Raw genomic sequence first — 21,825 nt, 5'->3', positions numbered from 1 at the left:
TTATTAATTAAGACCACCTCACTTAAGGAATTGTTAATACCCAACCATCTTGTATGATGTCGGGATTTTTAATAAGCTTTTTATTTGCATCATAAATCCTCTTCCACAAATCTCCATTTCCATAATATTTTTTTGCAAGCGACCAAAGACTGTCCCCTTTACCTACTCTATGAGTCTTTTGTTTATTTTTAACCTCAAATCCCTTCGTCAAAGGTAAATCAAGTTTTGAAGATATCTTATCATTATTAGTGTTTACTTTAGGTATTTGTATTCTTTTATACTCTTTCAAACTTAGTGTAAAATACACATCTCCTGTGCAGTCTTTTTCTTCATATTTAAAACTGTCTACTATAACTTCCATGTTTATATTAGTTTCTGTAATGGTATATCTTAATATAAGCCCCTCGTTCATCCACTTCTGAATTTTATTTACACAGTCGTATGGTGTTGGAAAACCTGTATAATCACAGTAACTTGCTTCGTTTTTAGGAAAGAAACTAGATATTTCTGTAGTTCTTAAACCTACACCTCCAAACACTGCAATTTCGCCTAATTTCAATACATTAGAAGTATTTACTATTGCTTTGCTGTTTATCTCAAAACTGGAAGGAAACACAGGAAATCTAAGAGCGTCATTTGCTTGTCTAAGCCACATTTCCAACTGCATCACCTCTATATTTTTTCTAAAGATATTAAAAACTTAGCTTCATCAATTATAGTTTTTTCAAAAGCTTTATCCAAATTTTCATACCTAGCAATATCTTTTTCATTATTTGAATACTCATGTATATCTTCAATCAAATTTTCTTTTGCTTGTATTAAAAAATTTAACCGCTTTAATGAGCCAATAAACTCTATGTCTTTATTCACCACAATCACCTCCATAATAAAAGCACCTACCATAAAAGTAAGTGCTTTCTTTGTTTATACTTATTTATCTTCTTTGTTATAAATTCAGTAATTCTTTTTTCTTAGCATTAAATTCTTCTTCTGTAATTGCCTGCATGTCTAATAATTCTTTTAGTGTTTTTATTTGCTCTAGTGGATTATTCTTCTCAATGATATTCTTATTAGTATCTTCGCTTTTGTTATTATTTCTATATTCAACTAATTTTTCATATATAGTTGCACAAGCATTTGCATTTTTCTTAAAAGACAGTATAAAATCTTTACATTCTATTATTAAGTATTCTTCTGTTTTAACTTGCTTCTTTTTCATTGCAAGAGCGAATGGTCCAAATAAAGCTATCCTAGTGGCTGTATATCTTCTAATAACTTCTTCTTCTTTTTCAATAGAAACTGTTTTCATATCTGAATATAAAATTTCAAATACATCAACCATTTTTTCGTTAGAATTTTTACCTGCTACTTTAAACAATATTTTATTATCTTTAATTACAGCAAAAAGAAATTCTTCTTTATTTAAAACAGGATGTCCGCCTAAATATTCCAGCATAACTAGTTCACTTTCAACAAAATTTCCGTTTTCATCTTTGCTATTTTCCATGCACTTGATAATTTCATCTTTAGAAATTTTTTTAGGGTCTTTACCTAAAGAGCTCAGTTCTGTTCTACATTTTCCGAGACATTCTTTACACAAATATCCGTCTAAAACTTTCAAAGTATCTGTTTCAGTCCCGCAAATTATGCATGGTTCTTTTGCTTTTGTTTTCTCTTTTCTACTGAATAATCCCATATTTATCCCCCTAAAATATAATAATTATACTACGATTATAGCATATGTTGGTATCTTTTAGGAGGAATATGTCTATACACCACCTGCTAAATTTAACTTTATTTCTCTAACTAACATCTTAGTTAATTTAGTCATATCAGCTTCTTCTTTAACTGTAACACCACCCCAATTTATATTTATGGTAATATTATTACTTTCTTTATTATTAGTAGTTTTACTATCAGTTTTATTGATGGTATTTTGCTGAGTTCTTTGTGTTATAGCTTCTTTATACTTGCTTGTATAGTCACTTTCTTCAATTTCTTGCGGTTTGTACATTCTCTGAGTTAAATTACTAACTACATTGTCAATATTGCTCTTCAAACTTGGTAATTCTACTTTTATACCTTCCCAAATTCCTAAAGGGAGGAATCTACCTACTAAATCTCTTAATTTCCAAGAAGGGGAATGTACTCCAAATCCATTTTTAAATCCATCTATTACACCCTTTGCAAAATCATTTACTTTTCCTTTTAACCAGTCACCAGCTCCAGTTATACCATCCCATAACCCTTTAACAACATTTTTCCCTATGTCCAAAACTTTTTTAGGTAGTGCTTTTAAAGTGTCCACCACTGTGTCAACTAACTTTTTAGCTCCTTCTCTACCCTTGGTAGCCATTTGACTTCCCCAACTCACTACTTTTTGAACTGTATTTGTAAGCCAAGTCCATACACGATTAGGTAGAGTTTGGAAAAATACTACTATATTGTTAATAATCATTCTAGAGTAAATTTGAGCATATGCTATCATAACCATACCCCACTGACCTATTTTTTGAACTGTATTCACTAACCAAGTCCAAATTTTATTAGGAAGTTGAGCAAAGAATGTTCCTATATTATTAATCCATATAGGAACATTTGTAACTAAGTAAGTCCATACGCTAATGCCCCAAGATATTATTTTTCCTAATGTAAAACCTAATCCATAACCAATTTTTGCAGGTAATTGTCCAAACCACACTCCAATATTATTTATCCATGTTGGAATAGTTTGAGCAAAGAAAGCTACAATAGCATTCCAACCACTTATAAAAGCTTGTTTTATATTATTCCACATCTGCACAAACCAAGTTCCTGCATTTGAAAAACTTGTACATAAATCATTCCATGCTTGTGGTATAGTTTGAGTAAAAAAATTACATATATCACCCCACACCTTTGTTGCTGTTTCTTTTATATTATTCCAAGCACCTATTACAAAATCTCTAAATCCTTTGTTTGTGTTCCACAAAACAACAAGTCCTGCGACTAATGCCGCAACTACAACCACAATTACTCCAATAGGTCCTCCTAGAAGCAAAGAAGCTTTTCCAAACAGCGTTGTAACAGCAGTTAAAATTTTCATTTTTCCTGTGAGTACTGAAACGATTATCTGAAAAGTTGTCATACTTAATGCGGCTGTTGCTCCTGCGTTAGCACTAAAAGCTAAAGCTATACTATAAGCAACAGCTGCTCGTTTAGCCGCCTTCCAAGCATTGACTAAAGTTACTATCCCTTTTACAACACTTGTCATGATAGATGCAGTTTTTATACTTACAAAAATACTGGCAATCGTAGGTCCATTCTTTAAAATCCAACTTAAAGAATCAATTAAAAGTGGTAATGCTTTAGTTGCAAGTTTTACAGCACTCGTTAGTCCATTCCCTAATTCTTTTCCAAAATCATTTATTGATTTGACACCATCGTTTTTTAACCAATTGGCAAAATCATTTAAGGCAGGTAACATCCGCTGACCGAGGGGTATCAACACATCTGCATTTATAATCCGTCCTATGCCTTGCAATCCTTGCGAGAAGGAAGCATATTTAATTTTGTTTATTTCATCCATGGTATTTTTTGTTTCATCGAATTTATTTCCAATATCACCAAGTTGCCTACAAACATCTGGTCCTAAATCTTCCCACATAGTCTTAAAAAGCTGAGCTCCAATAGTACTTTGCTTCAAAGGGTCATTTACATCACCTATAGCTTTCATAGTGTCCATAAAAGCTTTCTTAGCAGATTCGCCTCCTCCTGCAAATTTCTTAGCCATATCGTCAGCGTTGAAACCTAGTTTCTTAAAAGCATCTACAGTAGTATTAGAACCATCGATTGCATTTACAGAAAGTTCTTTTATTGCATCTCCAACTTTGTCAAGGTTGAATGCTCCGCTATTCATGCCTGTTTCAAAAATATTGAACATGTCTGTAGCAGTAAACCCAAATTTTTTAAATTGAACCGAATATTCATTAATGTTATCAAGTAATTCTCCTGAATAATCTAATCCTCGTTGTTGCCCTTGTGCCATTAAATTAAATGCTTCATCACCACTTATACCAAAATTTTGTATCAGTGCATCCGCTGACCTAATACTTTCAGATACTTCATATCCAAACGTATCCCGAAAACCTATCGCCTTTTCAGTTAAACCTTGTATGTTTCCAGTTGCTCCTGCTAGGCTTTTGTCCACTATAGACATAGCATTTGCTATATCTGCAAAATCCTCGCCAAAATTATTTTTATATACTCCAAGCATTGCATCTTTTAAATGCTCCATACCTTGTGCTGTATTTCCTGTTGACGCTTGTATTTGATTCAAAGCTTTTTGATAATCATCATTAGCTTTTATTGCCATCCCACCAATACTTAGCACTCCTGCACCTAATCCAGCACATGCTTTCGTTGCTATCTCTCCAACTTTCTTTAACTGTTCTTGTAATCTTTCTTGTGCTTCTGACGTTGAATCAGTTTGATTTTGAAGGGCTCTAGTAGCATCTCTAACTTGTTGTAAGGTTCTACTAGCTTCATCTCGCATTCTTATAACAGCTTCCAAAGCTCTGCTTCCTGCTGACATACTCTAAAGCCCCCCTCCAAAATTCTTTATTTCTTCTATTTTTTCATCCATTTCTTGATACATAAAGGCTTTCGTTATATGTTTCTCTCCATGTTTAATCTTATAAAAAACAGATGGCATCATTCCTTTGTATTTAAACATTAAATACATTAAATTAACTTCACCATCTGTTTTTATTAGTTTTTTATTTTTTCTTCTATTCTCTTATCTTTTTCAGAATTAGATTCGCTATATCCATTCAGCTCACATATTTTGTTATATAAATCATTTATTTCCCCTGCTAATAACATTTTTCTTAACAGCTCTCTTGGTGTTGGAGATTTAAAATGTTTTAATAGTTCTTTATCTTTAAATGTTTTGCAAGAAGCTAATATAATATTTGTTTTCATTTTAAAATTATCTAAATCCTTTAATGAACCATTTTCTATTTTCAATCCACTTGATTGTAATTCGTCAAAAGTTTCCGGTTCTAATGCTGTACATTCAAAAGGTAACTCTATACCTACCTTTTTACAAAATATTTTGTATGTCATGCTTGGCATTTTAATTTCACCTGCATCCATTTTAAGCAATAATTCTACTATATTTTTTACTTCTGTTACTTCTTTTTTATCTACTATTTCTTTTTCTAATTTATTTTCACTCATATTAATTCTCCTTTTTATTATTAATTATTTTTTATGCTGCATCCAATATCTCAAAATCTTCAAAAGTGAATGATGCTTCAATTTCTCCTTCTTTCCCATTTTCCCAATCTATAATTGACAACCCATCAAAAGAAACCCCTGTTAAAGAAATTCTTTCCACTCCTTTAGCATCAGGGTCAGCTAGTTTACTTATAATAGTAAATTTAGGTTCTCTACCTTCTTTTATAATTTGGGTTATATACTTTAACATATTTGAATCTACATGATATAGAGTTATAGAGCCTTCCGCACTAGCACCTATCACTTTTTGACCTTTTATCATTTTGCGAGGTCTAACTATTTCAGCTTTATCTAGTTTTATTTCAGCTTTCAATGCTTTACACTCTGCTATTTGTACCTCATTTAACCAACATTCTCCGAATGTTCCATTTATAACATTTTTACTTTCAAAACTTGTAGCCATATTCTCACCTACCTTCTACATTTGAACTCTTATATTTATATCTTCCATTGCATCAACCAGTTTTAGATTTATTAGGTAAAATCCGTTTGAGCCAGTATTAGCTTCTTTTATTTCATTCTCTTTCATTTTACTAACATCTACTTTTTTGCTTTCTAAGTATTCTTTTTGCTTCTCTAAATCAATTTCAACAGTAAAATTAGAGTCAATTAACTCTTGTTTTGCTAATTCAGTTAAATAAGATTGTATAGCAACTATAAATAAACATTTGTTGTCATAAGTATTCGGACATTTACGCAAATACTTTTCTACATAAATATTCTTTATATCTTTACTTATTAAATCTTTTGTATCAACAAGCTTGATTTTTTGAAACATTTCTCCTTTTTCCGCTGTTAGAGTTGTAAGAGAATTTACTCCCCTAGCAATTCTAATTTTACCCGATAGCCTTCTTAAAATTAATTCTCCTGCCTGTACTTTAGCATCTGCACTAGCTTTATCTATCTTTGCAATAGATTCAACTTCATTAAGAGGAGCATAAGTAACAGATTGTGTGTTTGGTGTAGATGCTATAAGAGAAGCTATTCTAACAGTGTATTTTTCTGCTGTTATTTCCTCTCCATTTACAGTTACATTTTCAGTAAAATTAATAATTGCTTCATTGTCAGCTTTGATATTTGCAAGAACCGCTTTAGCTTCTGTACTTTCCTCTTCTCTTACTTTCTTAATCCAATTTACAATTGCTTGTTTTTCTGCTTCTATAGCTTCTGGCATACATAAGTAATTAAACTCTACAGATTCTAATTCTTCTAATATATCCTCAACTTTTCCATCTTCTGTGAAAGTGCTTATAATAACTTTACTTGGTTTTAGTATCTTCTCATTGTCAGTAGAACCCATAAAAGCATATTTTATATATTTTTTATTAGAATCACTTAATGAAGTTGGTATATCATCTTCGCTTGTAAGCTCTTTATACATCTTTGTTGTATCTTTCAATACAATTACTACTATTCCAGCTCGGGAACGTTGTATAAAGCTTGTAGCCAACTCTTTAAACTCTATATTTATGTTAACTAATCCAGCCATTTAATCACTCCTTCCTTCAAATCTCATATTTAGTTCTTCCATCAATTCATGTTTTTCTTCTTCAAAATAAATTTGCTCATGATAATTTATAGATATAAGAAATTGAACATAATTTCCTATCTCATCTTTTTCTATACTTCCACTTTTCTTACTGAAAGTTAAATATCTATCTTTTACTTTTATATTTCTAGTGAATATGTTCTCTAATTTATTTAGAATGTCAAATAAATCAGTTTTCTTTTTCTTCCAGTTTGGCAAATACTTTATATCAACTAAAAAACCTTTTATATCAGTCCTTTTAGTTGCTGAATTACTTTCTTCTGGCAATATCTGCACAAAAAAACAAGACTTTTTATTGTCTTGTATGTTATATCCTTCTACAAATATGTCTTCATTAAAATTTTTAGATATTTCTTTAGTAAATGAATATAGTATATCTTTATAACTTAGCAATACACCACCTCTAATTATAAAAATCTATTATTATTTGATTTAGTTCATTGTCAATTATACTGTTTATTTCATCAACACTTTTTGCCAACATAAAAACACCTTCAACAAATCTTATACCACCTTCTTTTGGTCTATAGTTTTCGCTAGTTCCTGTCCCTTGCCTAGTTCTATGACCAAATTCTAAGTGCTTAATATACTCTGTGTTATTAAATACAACTCCATCAAAAGTATTGAGTTCCTTATATTTCCAATTTTTTCTTGCTGTTCCACCATTCTTTTGAGCTACTGGTGTTTTCTGCTTTACTTTTCTAAGTAGCTGATTGCCTATGTTATTTTTAGCTCTTCTAATCTGTTTAGTTAATTCCTTTTCCTGCCTCTCTAAATCTCTTATTAGAGTATCTAAACTACCAAAGTCTATCATTTAATATCTTTCCTTTAGAGTTAAATTAGCTTGAAGGTGACTTGAATAAGGAAACGGTTTAGATACAATAAAAGTTTCTACATTTCCATTTTCTAAAGTTATATCAAGTATGTCTCCAACATGCAAATCTATTTCGGGTCTGCAATATAACTCAAATACTGAAATGGAGCTTGTTATATCTGTATCTATAATATTGGTTACATTCCCATTTATAGCACATGGTATATCTTCTACAATTACAACATTCTCATCAAAATCCGTAACTCCTGTCTCCTCATTTTTAATACTTACACATCTTCTTATTGTCATTTTACAAAAGTATGTCAATGCTAATATATCTGCTTCTGTCATGTTACCACCTAACTTTTCTAAAATTATTTAAAATATTCTTATCTTTTTGAGATAATTTTATTTCTATTAATTCATCTGTCGTTTTAGCTGTTGCAACATTGTAAGTAACAGAATAACCACCACGAGAAATTGAGCTAATTTTACCATTATCAGTACTACTGACTAATACAGTCTCTTTTAACTTAACAATAACTTTATCCTCTACAATACCTTCAAGAGTATCATTAAGTGTTTCTATATTGCAGTATGCAAGAACTAGAGTAGTGTATTTTTTAATGTACAACTTTATTAAATTATCATGAGTATCATCTTTTAAATTTAAAATTAACTTTATATTTTCTAACATCTAACCACCTCAAATAAAAATAGAGAAACTAAATGTTATTTAATTTCTCTATTAATTCATCTTTTTTCAGCTTCGAATAACCTTCTATGCCATTTTCTTTTGCTAAGCTTTTCAGTTCTTCAAGAGTTGAATTTCCTATATCAATATTTTTCTTATCTTCTAGTAACTTAAATCCATCTTGTATTAACTTATCTTTTAAAAAAGAATCTTCTACTCTACGTTCTATATTTTCTTTAATTAATATAAACATTTAAATCACTTCCTAGGCTGTAGGTTTAGCATCTTTAAAATTAGCATATACAGAGTTAACCTTGTTATCAAGGACCCACAATTCATGGTATCTTCTATAGTCCATAGACCATCCATCTGCTGTTTGATTTGTATCAGGGTCAAAGATTCTCATTTTATCTTGTTTTGTAACAGCGATAGGCACATCTATTGGAGCTATTATAAAGTTAGCATCTATTGCTTTTGTCCCTTTTGAATAACCTCCCTCTGTTTGGTTAGAAGAAGTACCATCATTAAGTATTATTGATGAATACATTCTGTTTTGAGGTGTTTTTATAAGAGGGCATCCATCAATTGAAGGTACTTGTGTTTCTATACCACCTTGTATAAAAGTAACAGAAGATAGCTTTTCTAACACTTTTTCTTCTACTGCAAACATACTATCATAATTCAAGTGACAAACTAAAGGTCCATTATATCCATTTTCTCTAATTACTTTTATACCAGCTTTTATCTTATTTATTATTGTACTTGAATTTACTGTGTATCCATATTCAACGTTAGTGTCTCCTGCTACATTCATAGCAGTAGTAGCTAACTTACTTAGTCTGTAAGCATCTATTTCTGGAATAACTTTTAATCTTTGGAACTCTCCCATAATATTTGTTGCAGTTACCAAAAAGTTAGTTTCATCCACATCCATAGAATCTAATGTGAATTTTCTTCCTCTATCTTGTGTCATAACCTTAGTTTCATATTCAAATTTAACATCCCCATTAACATAAGCATCAGACGAACCTCTTGCATAATCACCCAATCCATCTGTAGAAAGCTTACCTATTTTTACTTCTTTTCCCCCTGTGTATTTTATTTGTTTTGCGTTAGAATCCATCCATCCAGTTAATAATTCTTGTGTTACTTGTTTGTCTAAACCTTGTTGTAGAGCTTGCCCATACGCTAATATATTAGCCATATAATCATCATCCTTTCTTAATCACATTGATTTATTTAACTCCTAATATTTCATTTACCATAGCTTCCATATTTACATTCTCGTTTGTTTCTCCACTACCACCTGGTACATACTTGTAAAAAGACTGTGCATTTGTTTGTTTAGCAGTTTCAGTAACATTAGATTCAAACAAATCTTGGTAGCTTTCTTGTAACTCTTTTAATTGTTCCTCTATGCCTGTTATTTTGCCATCCTCACCCACACTTATTTTTTCTAAGTCAAACTTATTTGTTAATAAATCAGTATGCTTAGCTTTGTTAGTTAATAAAGCTTTCTCAACAGCACTTAATTTTCTTGTCTTTAAGCTTTCATTTTGCATTTTCTCAACTTCTATCTTATGATTTTCTTCTATCTTTTTTATTTGTGCTTGATGTTCCGTTTTAATCTTTTCCACATCTTCTTGAGTCATTTTGCTATTAAAACTTTCAATAGCTTTGTTAGCTTCTTTCAATTGTTCATTTGCTTTATTAAAAGTTTCTTTAGGTACTGCATACTTGGGAAATTCAGTATTAACACTTTTTAATATTTCCTCAACATCAATCTTATTCTCTTCGATTTTAATACCTTCTAATATTTTTCTTAACCATTCCATTTCTTCATCACCCCTTCTTATTTTCTCTATAGATTTTTATAGTTGCTCTCCAACTGTGAGAGTTTCTTTGTTCTTTATGCTCTACAACTTTTTTAAAAAGAGCAAAATAAAAAAGCCTCTATAGACTTTTACGTTTTCTTAGCTCATCATTTAATTTTTTCAAAAGTTCATTAGAAACTTTATTTATAGCTACTTCATATTCTTTTTTTAAACTTTTTAGATATATTTTTAAAACCATATCACTTATTAAACTTATAATAAGTATTATGTTTACAACAATACTTATTATTTGTAATATTAACCAACTCATTTAAATCACCTCATTTTATAAAATAAAAAGCATACTATATATAATCAATTTCATTGTCTTCAATATAATCACTAATTACTATAGATTGGACATTAGACATATTAAACATAACTGTTTTTTCTTCATCTTCAAAAGCTCTCAAACAATCTATATCTGATTGAGAATCAGAAAAACAAGTTACTAATTTATCAGCTATATGTTCTTTAACTATGCCAAATATACAATCATTATTTTTAAAATGTATGTCATATTTTTTGAGCTTTTTATCTTCTTTTGAAACTATAAGTTTTTGTGATTTTAATTCTTTAAGTAGCTTTTCATTTACTTCTTCTACACTTTCAGATTTTGATATTGTTGGTATATTTATTTTTACTTCATTTACCTTTTCTCTACCAAATATTCCATTAATTTTTTGCTCTAATTTGCCTGCTGCTTCATTAAATGTTTCGATTTCTTTTGTAGCACTTTTTATATTTTCCTCAAAATCTGTTGTATCTAATTCCAACTTAGCTGAAAGTTCTAATTTATTCTTCTTGTTGTTATCCTCATCAACATATCTATGTCCTTTTTCAATATTTTCAGTATAGTTTCTTATATCCTCAATAGTTGCAGTATATTCAACTTTTTGATATATATCATCAAATAATTCAAAGTTGCAAGAGTTTATTTCTCCATGTGAATTTCTGATTATATAATCATCAAGCTCTCCTCTCCACAATCCTCTTTTCTGAGTTTTTATCATCAAAATCGGTTTTTTAATATATTCACTCTCCTGAACATATTCAGTTGAAATAATTTTGTTTTCAACTGCTTCTGATACCCATTTTGGTATTTCTTCTTCGTCTCCAAATCTGAAAACTTCTACTACATCTGATTTCTTCACGAACTTAGCCATTTATTCCTCCTTGAATTTTTACACAATAAAAGCACTTGCTATTTAAACTTAACAAGTGCTCCCTATACAACTTCTATATTTTTTATTACATGTTCCTTGTACCATTCATTATAAGTCAAGTTTGCTGGAACTTCATAAGTTTTACCTTTTGGTAGTCGTGCTGTTCTTGTTTCCTCTTGCTCATGCGGGAAATATGGTATAGTTGTACACCTGCAACGTGGATGCATTGGAGGATAATTTTTTGTTTCTATAGCGTCCTTAACTAAAAATACTTTCATATCTACATTTCTACATTTTTCACAAGTATTCCCCTGTAATGTAGATATGAATTGATATTTATCTACGTTTTGACTTTCGTATGCTCTTTTATCAGCTTCCCCCATAAAATGTCCATGTTCAGTTTGAACTAATCTTATTGCATTTTCATAGCTAGAGTACATTTTCTCTGATACTCTATTAGAAATCTTTTTCAAACTCTCCCCTCTTATAACCATCTGAGTAATTTCTTCTTTGATAACTTCACTTAATAAATATCTATTTTTCCAAATTCTTTCTGAATAGTTTTTGCCACTCCAAGGATATGCAATTATATCCTTTAAAATATCTTTATCAAGTCTAGTGAAGCTTACACCAACACCAACACGCTTTTGAGTTTCATATATACTCTTATAGTAACTATCTTTTACAGCTTCTTCTAATAGCTCCCCTACTCTGTTATTTTGAATTTCAAAAGTATTATATGTCTCTTTAGATATTTGATAGAATAGTTCTTCTAATCGATTTATTCTACTTTTCATAGTTAATGTATTAAGTTCTAATAGTAGTCTTTCATCCATAGTTTGTTCTATTAATTTAATATATTGCTTAATGTCCATACGCCATGCCTTAAACTCATTATTAGTTAAATATTTTTGTGTTTCTGCATATGTTAGTTTATTCTGCTCAGCATATTTGTAAAATAAATTAGCAATTTCTTTCTCTATGTTTTTCATTGCAATTTTATATTGTTTATCTAGTTCATTTAATACCTTTTTTTCATCTTTTAATCTTGCATTTAATCTTTGCTTTTCTCTTTCTTTCCAATATTCAGTATTATTATTTTCCATATTAAATACCTACATTGAACCTTCAAGTATTTTTTTAGCTTCATCTTTTGTCACACCTATAGCTATAGATATTACATTTATAGCTTGACCTAATGTTAGTGTTCCTGCTGAATATTGAGACAATACACCTACCAGTGATTGTGTCTGAGCACCATTTAGAATTTTTCCTGCTACTTCCTCTGCGTTGTCTATAGTATCATTCACAGTGCCATTTTCTTCTACGTCTCCCTTTTTATTTGGTAAATTTTCAAAGTCGTAATCATCAGAAACGGAAGCTGCTTGTGCTTGTTTTTCTTCTAAATAAAGTCTCTCAGCTTCCTCGGGGTCGTCAATCCAAGGATGATGTCTAAAAATAATTTTGGTAGGTATTATTCCCATGCTCTTGGTTGCTATGTCTGCATCTTCTAAATCATTGGACATCATATTGCGTGTATATGTTTGTTGTATCTTTTTATAGTCTGTAACTCCTAAAAAATATAATATGACTTTAACTAGTTTATCAAAAGAGGTTCTAAACTCAGTTTCAAGTAATCCACTTTTTAGTTCTAGCTTTCTATAAAAGAATTTAAGTGCTACACCACTTGCATTCCCAAAGCTCTCAGTATCCTGTTGTAGTCCTTGACCACTTTCATATATTTGCTTTTTCAAGATTTCAAGTGTTATTCTTCGAGCTTCTGTAGGTATTTCTATTTGCATAGTTTTAAGACCACCACTATCTCCTTCGCTGTCTGTTTCGGTTTTTATTGCCTTATATCTCTTTAATTCATTTAAAAATTGTGCTGTATCCTCTCCACCGTAATTTTCTAGAATGTATATTATCTGTTGTATATCTTCTAAATCATTAGCAAAACCACTCATTATTTTATCATATAAATCTAACACTGATTTATACTTAGATAAGTCGCTTTGTTTTTTTATATTGTTAGCAAATTCAATAAAAGGAACTGAATTAAATCTATGTTGTACTGTTATATGCTCTATTTGAGAACCACAACACGATACTCCAAAGAATTTATATTTATTTAATACTTTATCTGTCCAAAATTCAACATAAGTATATGGTTGTTTCTGTATCTGTCTTTCTACATCTTCTAACTGAACATAGTATCTTATTACAGCTTCTAACTCTCTTTCGATACCATTTTGATATATAGGAATAATTTCTTCTGTATTAACTACACCATATTTAAATACTTGACTAATTACCTGTTCTCCACTATATTCTTCATCTATCCAGTAGTGAAGCCATGCAGTACCACAATTTGATGCTTCTATTGCTAAATTCTTAGCTTTTCTAGTAAACTCATTCCCTAAAACATCTGTTACCTTCTCATTTAATTCTTTGTCATTGTCAATGTCAAAAAGAACTGGATAAGTAAACATATAAGAAGCTTTTTCATCTACTAGTATTTCATGAAAGTTATGACTAATTCTATTATCAGCATTTCGCAAAGGATTTTCGTCTCTATTTTGAACAACTACACCCTTTTTCAAGATATCATTTTCATTATAATAATATGATTTAGCTTGTAATATCTCTTGCCTTCTAGCTATATCAGCACTTATTATTGCTCTTATTTTTTCTAACTCCACATCATCACCACCACCTATATTACTTAAATACTGATAATCCTTGACCTTTTAGTGCCTTTTCTGCAACTCCTGTTGTAGCATCACAATTAGACACCAAAAAACCATGAGCATAGTACACATGGTTTCCTTCAACAGTTAAATTATAAACTTTTACTTTTTTGCTTTCTATTAATGTGGTTGAGTCTATTTGAACATGACTTTGAACATGTTTGTCTTTCTTTGGAAGATGCCTTGTATTTTGTGCCAACAAATTCTGTTCCACATATAATACATTTTGATGTATATTTGATTCGTCTGTTTTTACCTCTCCATCTTTCTCCACATTTATCTGAACAGAATTGAGATGTTTGTACTTTGCTTTCAAAATAGTCCCCACATTCTTTACATTTACATTTATATTTTTCAAGATTTTTTGAAATCTGCTTTGCATGCTCTGAGTGCCATTTTCTGCCTTCTTCACTTTTATGCCATTCAGTAGCTTTTTCTCTTGCTTTATTGAGATTGTTAATAGTTGCTTTGTAAAATTCTTCATCTTCAAGATTTTTCTTTGCATGTAGCGATAAGTGTTGTTTATAAGGAATACATTCCAAGTTGTCAATGTTGTTATTAAGAGGATTAAAATCTTTATGATGAATATGATAGCCTTCTGGAACTTCCCTTTTATTATTAAACTCCCAAATTGCCACATGAAGTCCTTTAGCATGTTTTCTTTTTTCATTTTTACTTGACTGACTAAGATAATACTTTTTTTGTCCCATAAGTTTATATTCTTCTCCATTGAATATAACAGTTTCTTGTACTTCCATAATATCAACTCCTTTAGTGATATTATACTGGTTTCTGATATACCTGTCAATTTATCAAGACTTATAAAACCATTGATATGACTAAATACTTTGTGATTTCTAGTGGCTTTTAGCCCTAGTTTATTTATAGTTTCTTTTTCTCCTGTACATCCTGACCATAATACTTTTCTAAGACCGAATGGTGTGAATACATATTCCCCTTCTTTTATTTTCTCTATAGATTTATTACCAAACAATGTTGATATTTGTGTTCCTTCTTCAAAACATGCATCATCATGTTTGTTCTTACCTTCTCTTTGATAACTCACCATTGCCTTATAATAATCTTGCCATTTATCTCGCCAATTAGTTGGAAAATATATATGTTCCATTACCCACGAACTGTTAGATAATATCCTAGCTTCTTTATTTTTCGACTGATGAAACCATTTAATAATAGTTTTATTACTTTTGAACTTTTCTTTCAATATTCTTTGTACATTTCTTGCAAAAGCTCTACCACCACTATTACTTTCTATGTCAGCTTTGTTAACTTCATTATCATAAAACATCTTAGCAGTTTTATACTCTGTTGTTTCCATGCTTTCTTTAGTATATAAAACATCTAATACATAAGCTTCTTTGTTATATACTCCATACACAATAGAACATAAATAGTCTGCTCCTTCGTCTGCTGTATCCACATAAGCTTTAATAGATGTAAATAGTAGATTGCCTTTATTATCAGCAGGAAGCTTGTCATATGTCTTAAATCTAGTGTATAAACAGCCTTTAAGGTCGATAGGCTCTTGTTGATAGTTAGCACTTGCAATATCTTCACCCATGGCTCTTACTTTAGATTTGTAACTTTTTAGAGATAGCACTTCTTCACAAAGCATGTTGCCATCTTCCTGTAATGCTTTCATATTAATATGTCTTACTTTCTTGCCTTCTTCTTTGTAATGTTCTAGTGCCCTACCTGCTAAATCCTTGCTAGACCATCTAGTCATTATAATTATTATTTTCCCGCCTTCTTCAAGTCTTGATAACATAGTATTAGTAAACCAATCCCAATGTTTTTCAAGAACATTCTCATTATAAGCTTCCTCTGCATTTTTAATTAAGTCATCTACAATCATCAAAGAACATCCAAAGCCTGTTGCTGTGCCACTTGGAGATGTTGCCAAATAATTATTATAACCACCTTCCAATGACCATAAATTCATAGCTCCATCACCATGTTTGATTTTTGTGTTAGGAAATATATCGCTATAGATAATAGTGTCTATATCGGCTTTTTCTTCTTGAATAGCATTTCTAACATTCTTCGAAAACATAGTTGAAAGAGTTTCATTATAACTACCAGTCATTATTTTTTCATTTTTATTTTTACCTAAAATCCATTCTACGAATAAACCTGCACTTCTACTCTTCCCGTGTCTAGGTGGCATATTTATAATTAAAACTTCATCATCTGAATAATAAAAATCTTGAAGCTTATTACAAGTCTCAACTAAATACTTTCTATCTTCTTTATAAAATTTTGGAGCTAATAAATTACAAAAATAAAAGAACTCACGTCTTGCAAGTTCTTTCTTCGCTTCTAACTGTATTAATTTTTTATCCATCATCTAATTTTGCCAACCTTTTTAATTCCTCTGTAGATAGTTCTTTAAATGGATTATTTATTGTAATTTCATTAGTTGATTCTACTATTTGTTTATCCCTCCATTCAGCTGGTTTTCTATTTTTCAACCAGAATATCTGTGCTGTAGTATCTGGTACTACATGTTTAGTCACTCTTTTAGTTTCTTGACCTTCTTCATATGTTATTTCATAATATTCATAACCTAATGCTCTTTTTAGCAAAGCATTTTCAACCTGTCTGTCAATTACTTCTTTTCCCTTTTTTAAGGCATTACAAATATTACTATACTTCTTTTTCCAATCATAGAGTGTCTTAACATTTATCCCAATATTAAATGCTATTTGTTCATCTGTAAGACCATCTCTTGCCCATCCTTCAATTTTAATTAATCCTTCTTCTGTTATCCAGTATTCATATTTAGCCATATCACCACCTCGTTTGTTTGTCGTTTTGGGAATTAAAAAAGACCTAGAATTTTATATCTTCTAATTTAAGTCCTCCTATTCTAAATACCACTAGTTCCTTCAACATTTCTCATTTGTCTATCTAAAGTTCTTTTTCTAAGCCACATCAAGCATTCTTCTAACTTCTCTATAGCCTTCTCATTCTCTTTACAAGCATATGTGCTATCTTGAAATGCTTCTAATCTTGTTATAACTGCCAATATTACATCTTCATTATTTATTCCATTAACTCCTTGCTCTTTTATAGGTCCTTCTTGAAAACTAAGATACTGTATTGGTTCTATACAATCATCCTCACAATCTGCTCTTCCTAATATAAAGTAACATGGGGCATTATACTTCCATTCTTCTTTATCCTCGCAATAAAGCTTAGTATAATTTTGTGTGCATAAACTGTTTTTAACTTCCATAATTCATTCTCCTTTTATAATTTTCCTAGTTCACATTGAAGTCTATAACCCTCTAATTTCCAAAGTTCATTTTTAATTTGTTCTTCACAAATATCTAGTCCTATTTGCTCATCATAGTTTGCAGGGTCAACACAGGCACTATGACCAACTAGAGTAAATCCATTAGGTAATTGTATTGTCATTACTGTACACTTATCCCAATAAATCTCTACTTTCTTTTCTGCTTGATTAAACAAATCATCTATTTGTTGCTGAGTTATTGAATTTTTATTCATTTTTTAATACTCCCCTTTTTTATTTAAATAAAGTGCTGTATCAAGCAAATTAGTAAAATACTTTCCACCATTTCTTTTAACCATATTACCAACTTCATTTAAAGATTTTAATTCTGATATAGTAAATTTCTTTTCATCTCTAATTGAGTCATATAAACAGAAAATAGTCTTGTGAGGTCTTTTTATAGAATCTTCTACTGCTTCTGCAATCGAATATACCCCAGTCATAAGTGGTGTTATTGTGTATAAACAATAGTCGCAAGTTTTTCTTTGTTCTCTTTCCTTTTCCATACATTCTTCTGTCCAATTAGGTACAACTGGATTATAGTAATCAATTTCTAACAAACTAATCAATTCATCTCTCCAAGTGCTTTCATTACAAGTTCCTCCTAAAAATACTTTCATAATATCATTCTCCTTCTTAATTTATTGTATAAAAATAGACTTAGAAATTAATCCAAGTCTTTATTTTCCGTATTTACTATATAATTTGCCATAAGCACTACTCCCCTTATCAATAAATCTTCACTAATAGCACTTTTCCCTATGAAACTCTCAACATATCTAACTCCATAATCTAAAAATTCATCATCTGCATCTATATTAAATTCATCTAATTCTTTTATTATCTTTTCTCTTAAATCATTCATATTATCATGCTCCTGTAAAAAAATAAAAGACTAAGCTTACCCGAACTTAGTCTTTTTAGTGGGGGATACATATTATTTAAGGGAGCAAGTTCTAGGAATCGAACCTAGACTAAACACCAGCCCTTGCATGGTGAGTGAGGTTACCAAGCCCCACTCTTTCAGACAATTGAATTAAATTCCGTTTTAATCCAATATATCTACATATAGTGTATTAATACATTTTGAACATAGTTAGAATTGAACTAACAGCATCCTCATGCCCTGCCTAGTCTGTTCACATAAGCTAGAGTAATCCCTTAACCCTAGCCTAATATATTTAGTTTTGAGAGGGAAATCTTTATTTCCACAATATTATTATCTCACGTTTTTGCCAATAAAAAGTCTCACGATAGTCTCCAAAAAGTCTCAAAATAGTCTCATTTTTAAGCTTTCCATGAAAAAATGGGCAATTCAAACTCTTTTATTTTCGGATATAACATATCCATGATTTTACAAACTATTCTTTTTCTTATTCTAAAGCAATGACTTCTATCTATGTGCATAGTATTAGACATATAATCCATATTTATTTTTTCATTGTTCATGTACATTTCATTGAAGAACTCTGTTTCAAAACTATTTAAACTTGTTAATGCACATTCTATAGTTTCTTTTTCAATCTCTAGCGTTTTCTTATCTTCTTTTAATCTATTTAAATCTTCTTCTCTTTTAATAACTTCATTTTCCACACTTGAACTTATATTATAAGTTTCTCCTGTTTTTTCTTCATAACTTTGAGCCTTACATCCGCAAAACTCATTTTCTATTTTTTTAATATATATTTCTTTAATTTTTATTTGACTCTCTAGTTTTTTATAGTTATATAATCTTCCTTCAACCTCTTGGAATAGTGTTTTTTTATTCATACTTTCACACTCCTATCAATTATTTGTGTTATAATATTATTGATGATAATAATTCTATATTTTTGACAAGTGGAGTGTGAAAGCACTCCTTTTCTTTTTAATTAGCAGAAATTATCTTTTTCAAAGAAACTAATTTGATTTGTTTTTCTTTCAGACTTTATAATCCTAATTGATTCATCTATAATATTTAATGATTTTAATAAAACATCTTTTGGTATATCCTCCCACTTATCAGCTCCAAGAATTAATAAAGTTCTCTTTTTAACTAAATCAAACTCCTCATTAGCTCTAGGAATATCTAATCTATCTTTTATGTAACTTGAAATATCATACTTAGTTTTACTTGTAGGTCTATAATATTTAGAAGATTCTTTTTTAAATTGTTCTATCTGTGTATCATGTTTAGTTTGCATTTCATATAATGCATTGCTTACAATATCATTAATTTGATTTAACTGTATTTTTGTAAGATTATTTGGCGCTTTGTATTTTTCTTCTACTGCAATTAAATACTTTCTATAATTTTTAGAATTTCTTTTAAGTTCTTTATTTGCTCTTGGACTTGCTCCTGCTACTAAACAAATTTCTTTTGCTATTTCTAATTTCAAAGTATACTCTATTAGAATCTGACGCTCCCTTTTAAAAGGGATTGTGAAATAATCTTTATTTTCAATGGCATCAACACTTTTTAGGTTTGTTTTTATCCAATCTGAAAAATCCTGTTTAACACCTAATCCTTCCCAAAGTTCCCTACCATCTACAACCTTTATATCTTCATCTGTTGTATATACTTTTATAAGCCCTTCATTTTCGATTAATTTTAAATCATTCATACTTATAATCCTCCTCCAAATTATTTTTATCTAATGCTTTGATAAACGGATTTTTCCGTTGTTCAACTAATATCTTCTAATATAACCTCAATTCTTGGTCTATCACTAAAATATTTACTAGCTACAACCTCAACTATCTGTGTATCATCCTTATATGCTATCTCATTAAGTGCATCAGCCACAATCTTAACAACATTATCAATATCGGGTTTCTTACTAGGTCTTAACGCATTATTTCTTTTCTGCTCTTTAACCTTTTTACTATTACTTTTAGCTATAGAATAATAGCACCTTAAAGTCATTTTTATATAACCTGTAAAATGATACTTAACTTTAGATTGATATAGCCACTTTATAAGATTCTCATAATCTTTAGTTTTATTAGGTGTATAGGTTCTTTTAGCGTAAGTATTCATTCTTGGTCTTTCTTTTCCGATTGGTTCTCCATCTATTGTAAAATTAATCTTCATTGCCTCTCCTTAATCCTCTATATAATAAAATTCCGCTTCTCCTACTTCACATTCATGAACTATCCAGTCGCGTGCTTTACTACTACTATAATAAATATAGTTAAATAAAAATTCCTTAATTTCATCTTTTTCAACTTCAACTTTAATCTTTGTTTTACAATTCTCACAATCATCCCTACTGCATCTATCACAATACATTTCAACCTTCATTAATTTACCTATTTCTTTTTTTAATAGTCTTAAATTCTCTCTATCTTTTCTTAATTCATCTAAATCTTCTAGTGCTATAGTTGCTGTTGCAGATTCTAACATTTACTATTCCTCCTTAAATTTTTATTTTATTCTTAATTACATCTTTAAAAGTACTAGAAGCTATCTGTAATTCATGTATCATAAGCTCACATCCTTTAAAAGTTTTAGTCTATAATTTTTGACTGCTCCTTTTCATATAATCACTTCCCTTAATTTACTCAATTACTCTCATATTCACTTTTCCATTTTTAAAAAGTTTTATTTGATATTTTTTTCCACAATGGGGACAAGTAACTATCATTTTTTTAAACTTAGCTAATGTATAGAAATTCCTACCACATCCACCAAAACATTTACCTCCATTGAATATTTCAAATTCTCCATAGTCTCTATCTAACTCATTTGCTTCATCTCTATGTTCATTAACTATATATTTATATATCAAAGTATTCATTAAAAACACCTGCCTAATCTATTTCGATTTCGACTATAGCTCTACTTAAAAGCTTTACATTATAATTTTCTTTTATATTTTCCTCATCTTTTTTAAAAGCTCTTGCTTCTTCTAAATCATTAAATATAGAGCTGTATATGTTCCCTTTTTCCCATTCTCTTGTTGTCTGCCAAGTTACTTTAAATTCTGTAATAACCATATCGACGACTCCTTTTATAAGTCAAAGTAAGTCTATAGACTTTTAGTTTCATTCACAAACTTACCTTGACTATTTAAATTATTTAAACCTAGACTATTTGTTTCCTTCACTTTCCATTTTAATTAATAATTCTTTTATTTCAGCAGCTTCTTCTTTTATACATTTAATAGCTAGTTTAATTTCTTCTTTTAAGCGAATATTTAATTCCTTATTTGTAAAAGTAAGTGGTATTTTAGTACCATTTTTTCTTACAATTGATATATTTATTTTTTTACACTCTTCTATTTCCTTTAAATATTCTCTTAATTCTTTTTCATCTTCTTTCGCTCTCTTTATAGCCTCAAGTATAGGAATAACAGCTACTTTATATCCTTCTGGAATATCATTTAAATTTATTTTCATTT

General features: G+C 29.8%; 33 protein-coding genes and 1 pseudogene. All 34 read right to left on the bottom strand.

Annotation, left to right across the window (positions count from 1 at the left end; genetic code table 11):
- Positions 1 to 22 precede the first annotated feature (22 nt).
- The 34 genes and pseudogenes from IR151_RS19120 to IR151_RS18955 all read right to left on the bottom strand — a co-directional run bounded on the left by IR151_RS19120 (position 23) and on the right by IR151_RS18955 (position 21,823).
- Positions 23 to 655 carry a LysM peptidoglycan-binding domain-containing protein gene (locus IR151_RS19120; protein ID WP_227437464.1) on the bottom strand — a complete coding sequence of 211 codons (633 nt, stop codon included), beginning with the start codon at positions 653 to 655 and terminating at the stop codon, positions 23 to 25.
- 17 nt (positions 656 to 672) lie between these two features.
- On the bottom strand, positions 673 to 870 hold the full coding sequence (locus IR151_RS19115) for a hypothetical protein (RefSeq protein WP_227437438.1): 198 nt from the start codon (positions 868 to 870) through the stop codon (positions 673 to 675).
- Between the two features lie 76 nt (positions 871 to 946).
- Positions 947 to 1,696, bottom strand: a complete 750-nt coding sequence (locus IR151_RS19110; protein WP_227437436.1) for an SHOCT domain-containing protein — start codon at positions 1,694 to 1,696, stop codon at positions 947 to 949.
- Between the two features lie 72 nt (positions 1,697 to 1,768).
- Positions 1,769 to 4,573, bottom strand: a complete 2,805-nt coding sequence (locus IR151_RS19105) for a phage tail tape measure protein (protein WP_227437434.1) — start codon at positions 4,571 to 4,573, stop codon at positions 1,769 to 1,771.
- A gap of 3 nt (positions 4,574 to 4,576) precedes the next feature.
- Complete coding sequence (locus IR151_RS19100) at positions 4,577 to 4,723, bottom strand: hypothetical protein (protein ID WP_227437432.1); 147 nt, start codon at positions 4,721 to 4,723, stop codon at positions 4,577 to 4,579.
- A gap of 26 nt (positions 4,724 to 4,749) precedes the next feature.
- Positions 4,750 to 5,220 carry a phage tail assembly chaperone gene (locus IR151_RS19095; RefSeq protein WP_227437430.1) on the bottom strand — a complete coding sequence of 157 codons (471 nt, stop codon included), beginning with the start codon at positions 5,218 to 5,220 and terminating at the stop codon, positions 4,750 to 4,752.
- 31 nt (positions 5,221 to 5,251) lie between these two features.
- On the bottom strand, positions 5,252 to 5,683 hold the full coding sequence (locus IR151_RS19090) for a phage tail tube protein (RefSeq protein ID WP_015981500.1): 432 nt from the start codon (positions 5,681 to 5,683) through the stop codon (positions 5,252 to 5,254).
- A gap of 15 nt (positions 5,684 to 5,698) precedes the next feature.
- Positions 5,699 to 6,769 carry a phage tail sheath subtilisin-like domain-containing protein gene (locus IR151_RS19085; RefSeq protein ID WP_227437428.1) on the bottom strand — a complete coding sequence of 357 codons (1,071 nt, stop codon included), beginning with the start codon at positions 6,767 to 6,769 and terminating at the stop codon, positions 5,699 to 5,701.
- Positions 6,770 to 7,222 (bottom strand): DUF6838 family protein, encoded by a 453-nt coding sequence (locus IR151_RS19080; RefSeq protein WP_227437427.1) that lies wholly within the window; start codon positions 7,220 to 7,222, stop codon positions 6,770 to 6,772. It lies immediately after the preceding gene.
- Positions 7,223 to 7,232: 10 nt separating this feature from the next.
- Entirely contained in the window at positions 7,233 to 7,643 is a 411-nt protein-coding gene (locus IR151_RS19075) for an HK97 gp10 family phage protein (RefSeq protein ID WP_227437424.1), read from the bottom strand.
- The gene (locus IR151_RS19070; protein WP_227437422.1) at positions 7,644 to 7,994 is read right to left on the bottom strand and encodes a hypothetical protein; all 351 of its coding nucleotides are present in this window, start codon (positions 7,992 to 7,994) and stop codon (positions 7,644 to 7,646) included.
- Between the two features lies 1 nt (position 7,995).
- Positions 7,996 to 8,340 carry a phage head-tail connector protein gene (locus tag IR151_RS19065; RefSeq protein WP_227437419.1) on the bottom strand — a complete coding sequence of 115 codons (345 nt, stop codon included), beginning with the start codon at positions 8,338 to 8,340 and terminating at the stop codon, positions 7,996 to 7,998.
- Between the two features lie 28 nt (positions 8,341 to 8,368).
- Complete coding sequence (locus IR151_RS19060; RefSeq protein WP_227437417.1) at positions 8,369 to 8,590, bottom strand: Rho termination factor N-terminal domain-containing protein; 222 nt, start codon at positions 8,588 to 8,590, stop codon at positions 8,369 to 8,371.
- A gap of 12 nt (positions 8,591 to 8,602) precedes the next feature.
- Complete coding sequence (locus tag IR151_RS19055; protein WP_054271807.1) at positions 8,603 to 9,541, bottom strand: hypothetical protein; 939 nt, start codon at positions 9,539 to 9,541, stop codon at positions 8,603 to 8,605.
- A 31-nt stretch (positions 9,542 to 9,572) separates the two neighbouring features.
- Positions 9,573 to 10,172, bottom strand: a complete 600-nt coding sequence (locus IR151_RS19050) for a phage scaffolding protein (RefSeq protein WP_227437415.1) — start codon at positions 10,170 to 10,172, stop codon at positions 9,573 to 9,575.
- Between the two features lie 118 nt (positions 10,173 to 10,290).
- Complete coding sequence (locus IR151_RS19045) at positions 10,291 to 10,482, bottom strand: hypothetical protein (protein WP_054271809.1); 192 nt, start codon at positions 10,480 to 10,482, stop codon at positions 10,291 to 10,293.
- 34 nt (positions 10,483 to 10,516) lie between these two features.
- Entirely contained in the window at positions 10,517 to 11,377 is an 861-nt protein-coding gene (locus IR151_RS19040; protein WP_227437414.1) for a hypothetical protein, read from the bottom strand.
- 62 nt (positions 11,378 to 11,439) lie between these two features.
- Positions 11,440 to 12,483 (bottom strand): minor capsid protein, encoded by a 1,044-nt coding sequence (locus IR151_RS19035; RefSeq protein WP_227437412.1) that lies wholly within the window; start codon positions 12,481 to 12,483, stop codon positions 11,440 to 11,442.
- Positions 12,484 to 12,492: 9 nt separating this feature from the next.
- On the bottom strand, positions 12,493 to 14,076 hold the full coding sequence (locus IR151_RS19030; RefSeq protein WP_227437410.1) for a phage portal protein: 1,584 nt from the start codon (positions 14,074 to 14,076) through the stop codon (positions 12,493 to 12,495).
- 19 nt (positions 14,077 to 14,095) lie between these two features.
- Positions 14,096 to 14,323 carry a hypothetical protein gene (locus IR151_RS20550; protein WP_227437461.1) on the bottom strand — a complete coding sequence of 76 codons (228 nt, stop codon included), beginning with the start codon at positions 14,321 to 14,323 and terminating at the stop codon, positions 14,096 to 14,098.
- Complete coding sequence (locus IR151_RS20545) at positions 14,217 to 14,834, bottom strand: HNH endonuclease signature motif containing protein (RefSeq protein WP_227437459.1); 618 nt, start codon at positions 14,832 to 14,834, stop codon at positions 14,217 to 14,219. The genes IR151_RS20550 and IR151_RS20545 overlap by 107 nt, the downstream gene beginning before the upstream one ends.
- A 326-nt stretch (positions 14,835 to 15,160) precedes the next feature.
- Positions 15,161 to 16,312: pseudogene (gene terL, locus IR151_RS19015) on the bottom strand (phage terminase large subunit); the annotation flags it as partial.
- 169 nt (positions 16,313 to 16,481) lie between these two features.
- Entirely contained in the window at positions 16,482 to 16,934 is a 453-nt protein-coding gene (locus tag IR151_RS19010; protein ID WP_227437408.1) for a helix-turn-helix domain-containing protein, read from the bottom strand.
- A gap of 80 nt (positions 16,935 to 17,014) precedes the next feature.
- Positions 17,015 to 17,383: a hypothetical protein gene (locus tag IR151_RS19005; protein WP_227437406.1), complete on the bottom strand. Its 369-nt coding sequence runs from the start codon at positions 17,381 to 17,383 to the stop codon at positions 17,015 to 17,017.
- A 14-nt stretch (positions 17,384 to 17,397) separates the two neighbouring features.
- Positions 17,398 to 17,658, bottom strand: coding sequence for a Gp49 family protein (locus IR151_RS19000; protein ID WP_227437405.1), 261 nt, complete (start codon positions 17,656 to 17,658; stop codon positions 17,398 to 17,400).
- A 3-nt stretch (positions 17,659 to 17,661) separates the two neighbouring features.
- The gene (locus tag IR151_RS18995; RefSeq protein ID WP_227437403.1) at positions 17,662 to 18,063 is read right to left on the bottom strand and encodes a nucleoside 2-deoxyribosyltransferase domain-containing protein; all 402 of its coding nucleotides are present in this window, start codon (positions 18,061 to 18,063) and stop codon (positions 17,662 to 17,664) included.
- A gap of 47 nt (positions 18,064 to 18,110) precedes the next feature.
- Positions 18,111 to 18,308 carry a hypothetical protein gene (locus IR151_RS18990; protein WP_227437401.1) on the bottom strand — a complete coding sequence of 66 codons (198 nt, stop codon included), beginning with the start codon at positions 18,306 to 18,308 and terminating at the stop codon, positions 18,111 to 18,113.
- A gap of 422 nt (positions 18,309 to 18,730) precedes the next feature.
- Positions 18,731 to 19,213 (bottom strand): hypothetical protein, encoded by a 483-nt coding sequence (locus tag IR151_RS18985; protein ID WP_227437399.1) that lies wholly within the window; start codon positions 19,211 to 19,213, stop codon positions 18,731 to 18,733.
- A gap of 101 nt (positions 19,214 to 19,314) precedes the next feature.
- Positions 19,315 to 20,046 (bottom strand): antA/AntB antirepressor family protein, encoded by a 732-nt coding sequence (locus IR151_RS18980; protein ID WP_227437397.1) that lies wholly within the window; start codon positions 20,044 to 20,046, stop codon positions 19,315 to 19,317.
- A 62-nt stretch (positions 20,047 to 20,108) separates the two neighbouring features.
- Entirely contained in the window at positions 20,109 to 20,516 is a 408-nt protein-coding gene (locus IR151_RS18975; RefSeq protein ID WP_227437395.1) for a RusA family crossover junction endodeoxyribonuclease, read from the bottom strand.
- A gap of 9 nt (positions 20,517 to 20,525) precedes the next feature.
- The gene (locus IR151_RS18970; RefSeq protein ID WP_227437393.1) at positions 20,526 to 20,828 is read right to left on the bottom strand and encodes a hypothetical protein; all 303 of its coding nucleotides are present in this window, start codon (positions 20,826 to 20,828) and stop codon (positions 20,526 to 20,528) included.
- Positions 20,829 to 20,982: 154 nt separating this feature from the next.
- Entirely contained in the window at positions 20,983 to 21,222 is a 240-nt protein-coding gene (locus IR151_RS18965) for a zinc-ribbon domain-containing protein (protein ID WP_227437391.1), read from the bottom strand.
- Between the two features lie 13 nt (positions 21,223 to 21,235).
- A complete protein-coding gene (locus IR151_RS18960; RefSeq protein ID WP_074105478.1) occupies positions 21,236 to 21,421 on the bottom strand; it encodes a hypothetical protein in 186 nt (61 codons plus the stop codon).
- A gap of 93 nt (positions 21,422 to 21,514) precedes the next feature.
- On the bottom strand, positions 21,515 to 21,823 hold the full coding sequence (locus tag IR151_RS18955) for a hypothetical protein (protein ID WP_227437389.1): 309 nt from the start codon (positions 21,821 to 21,823) through the stop codon (positions 21,515 to 21,517).
- Positions 21,824 to 21,825 lie beyond the last annotated feature (2 nt).

This window comes from Clostridioides sp. ES-S-0006-03 (assembly GCF_020662275.1).
Lineage (GTDB): Bacteria > Bacillota > Clostridia > Peptostreptococcales > Peptostreptococcaceae > Clostridioides.
The sequence above is the reverse complement of the archived record's forward strand: the minus strand, read 5'-3'. Positions and strand labels throughout refer to the sequence as shown.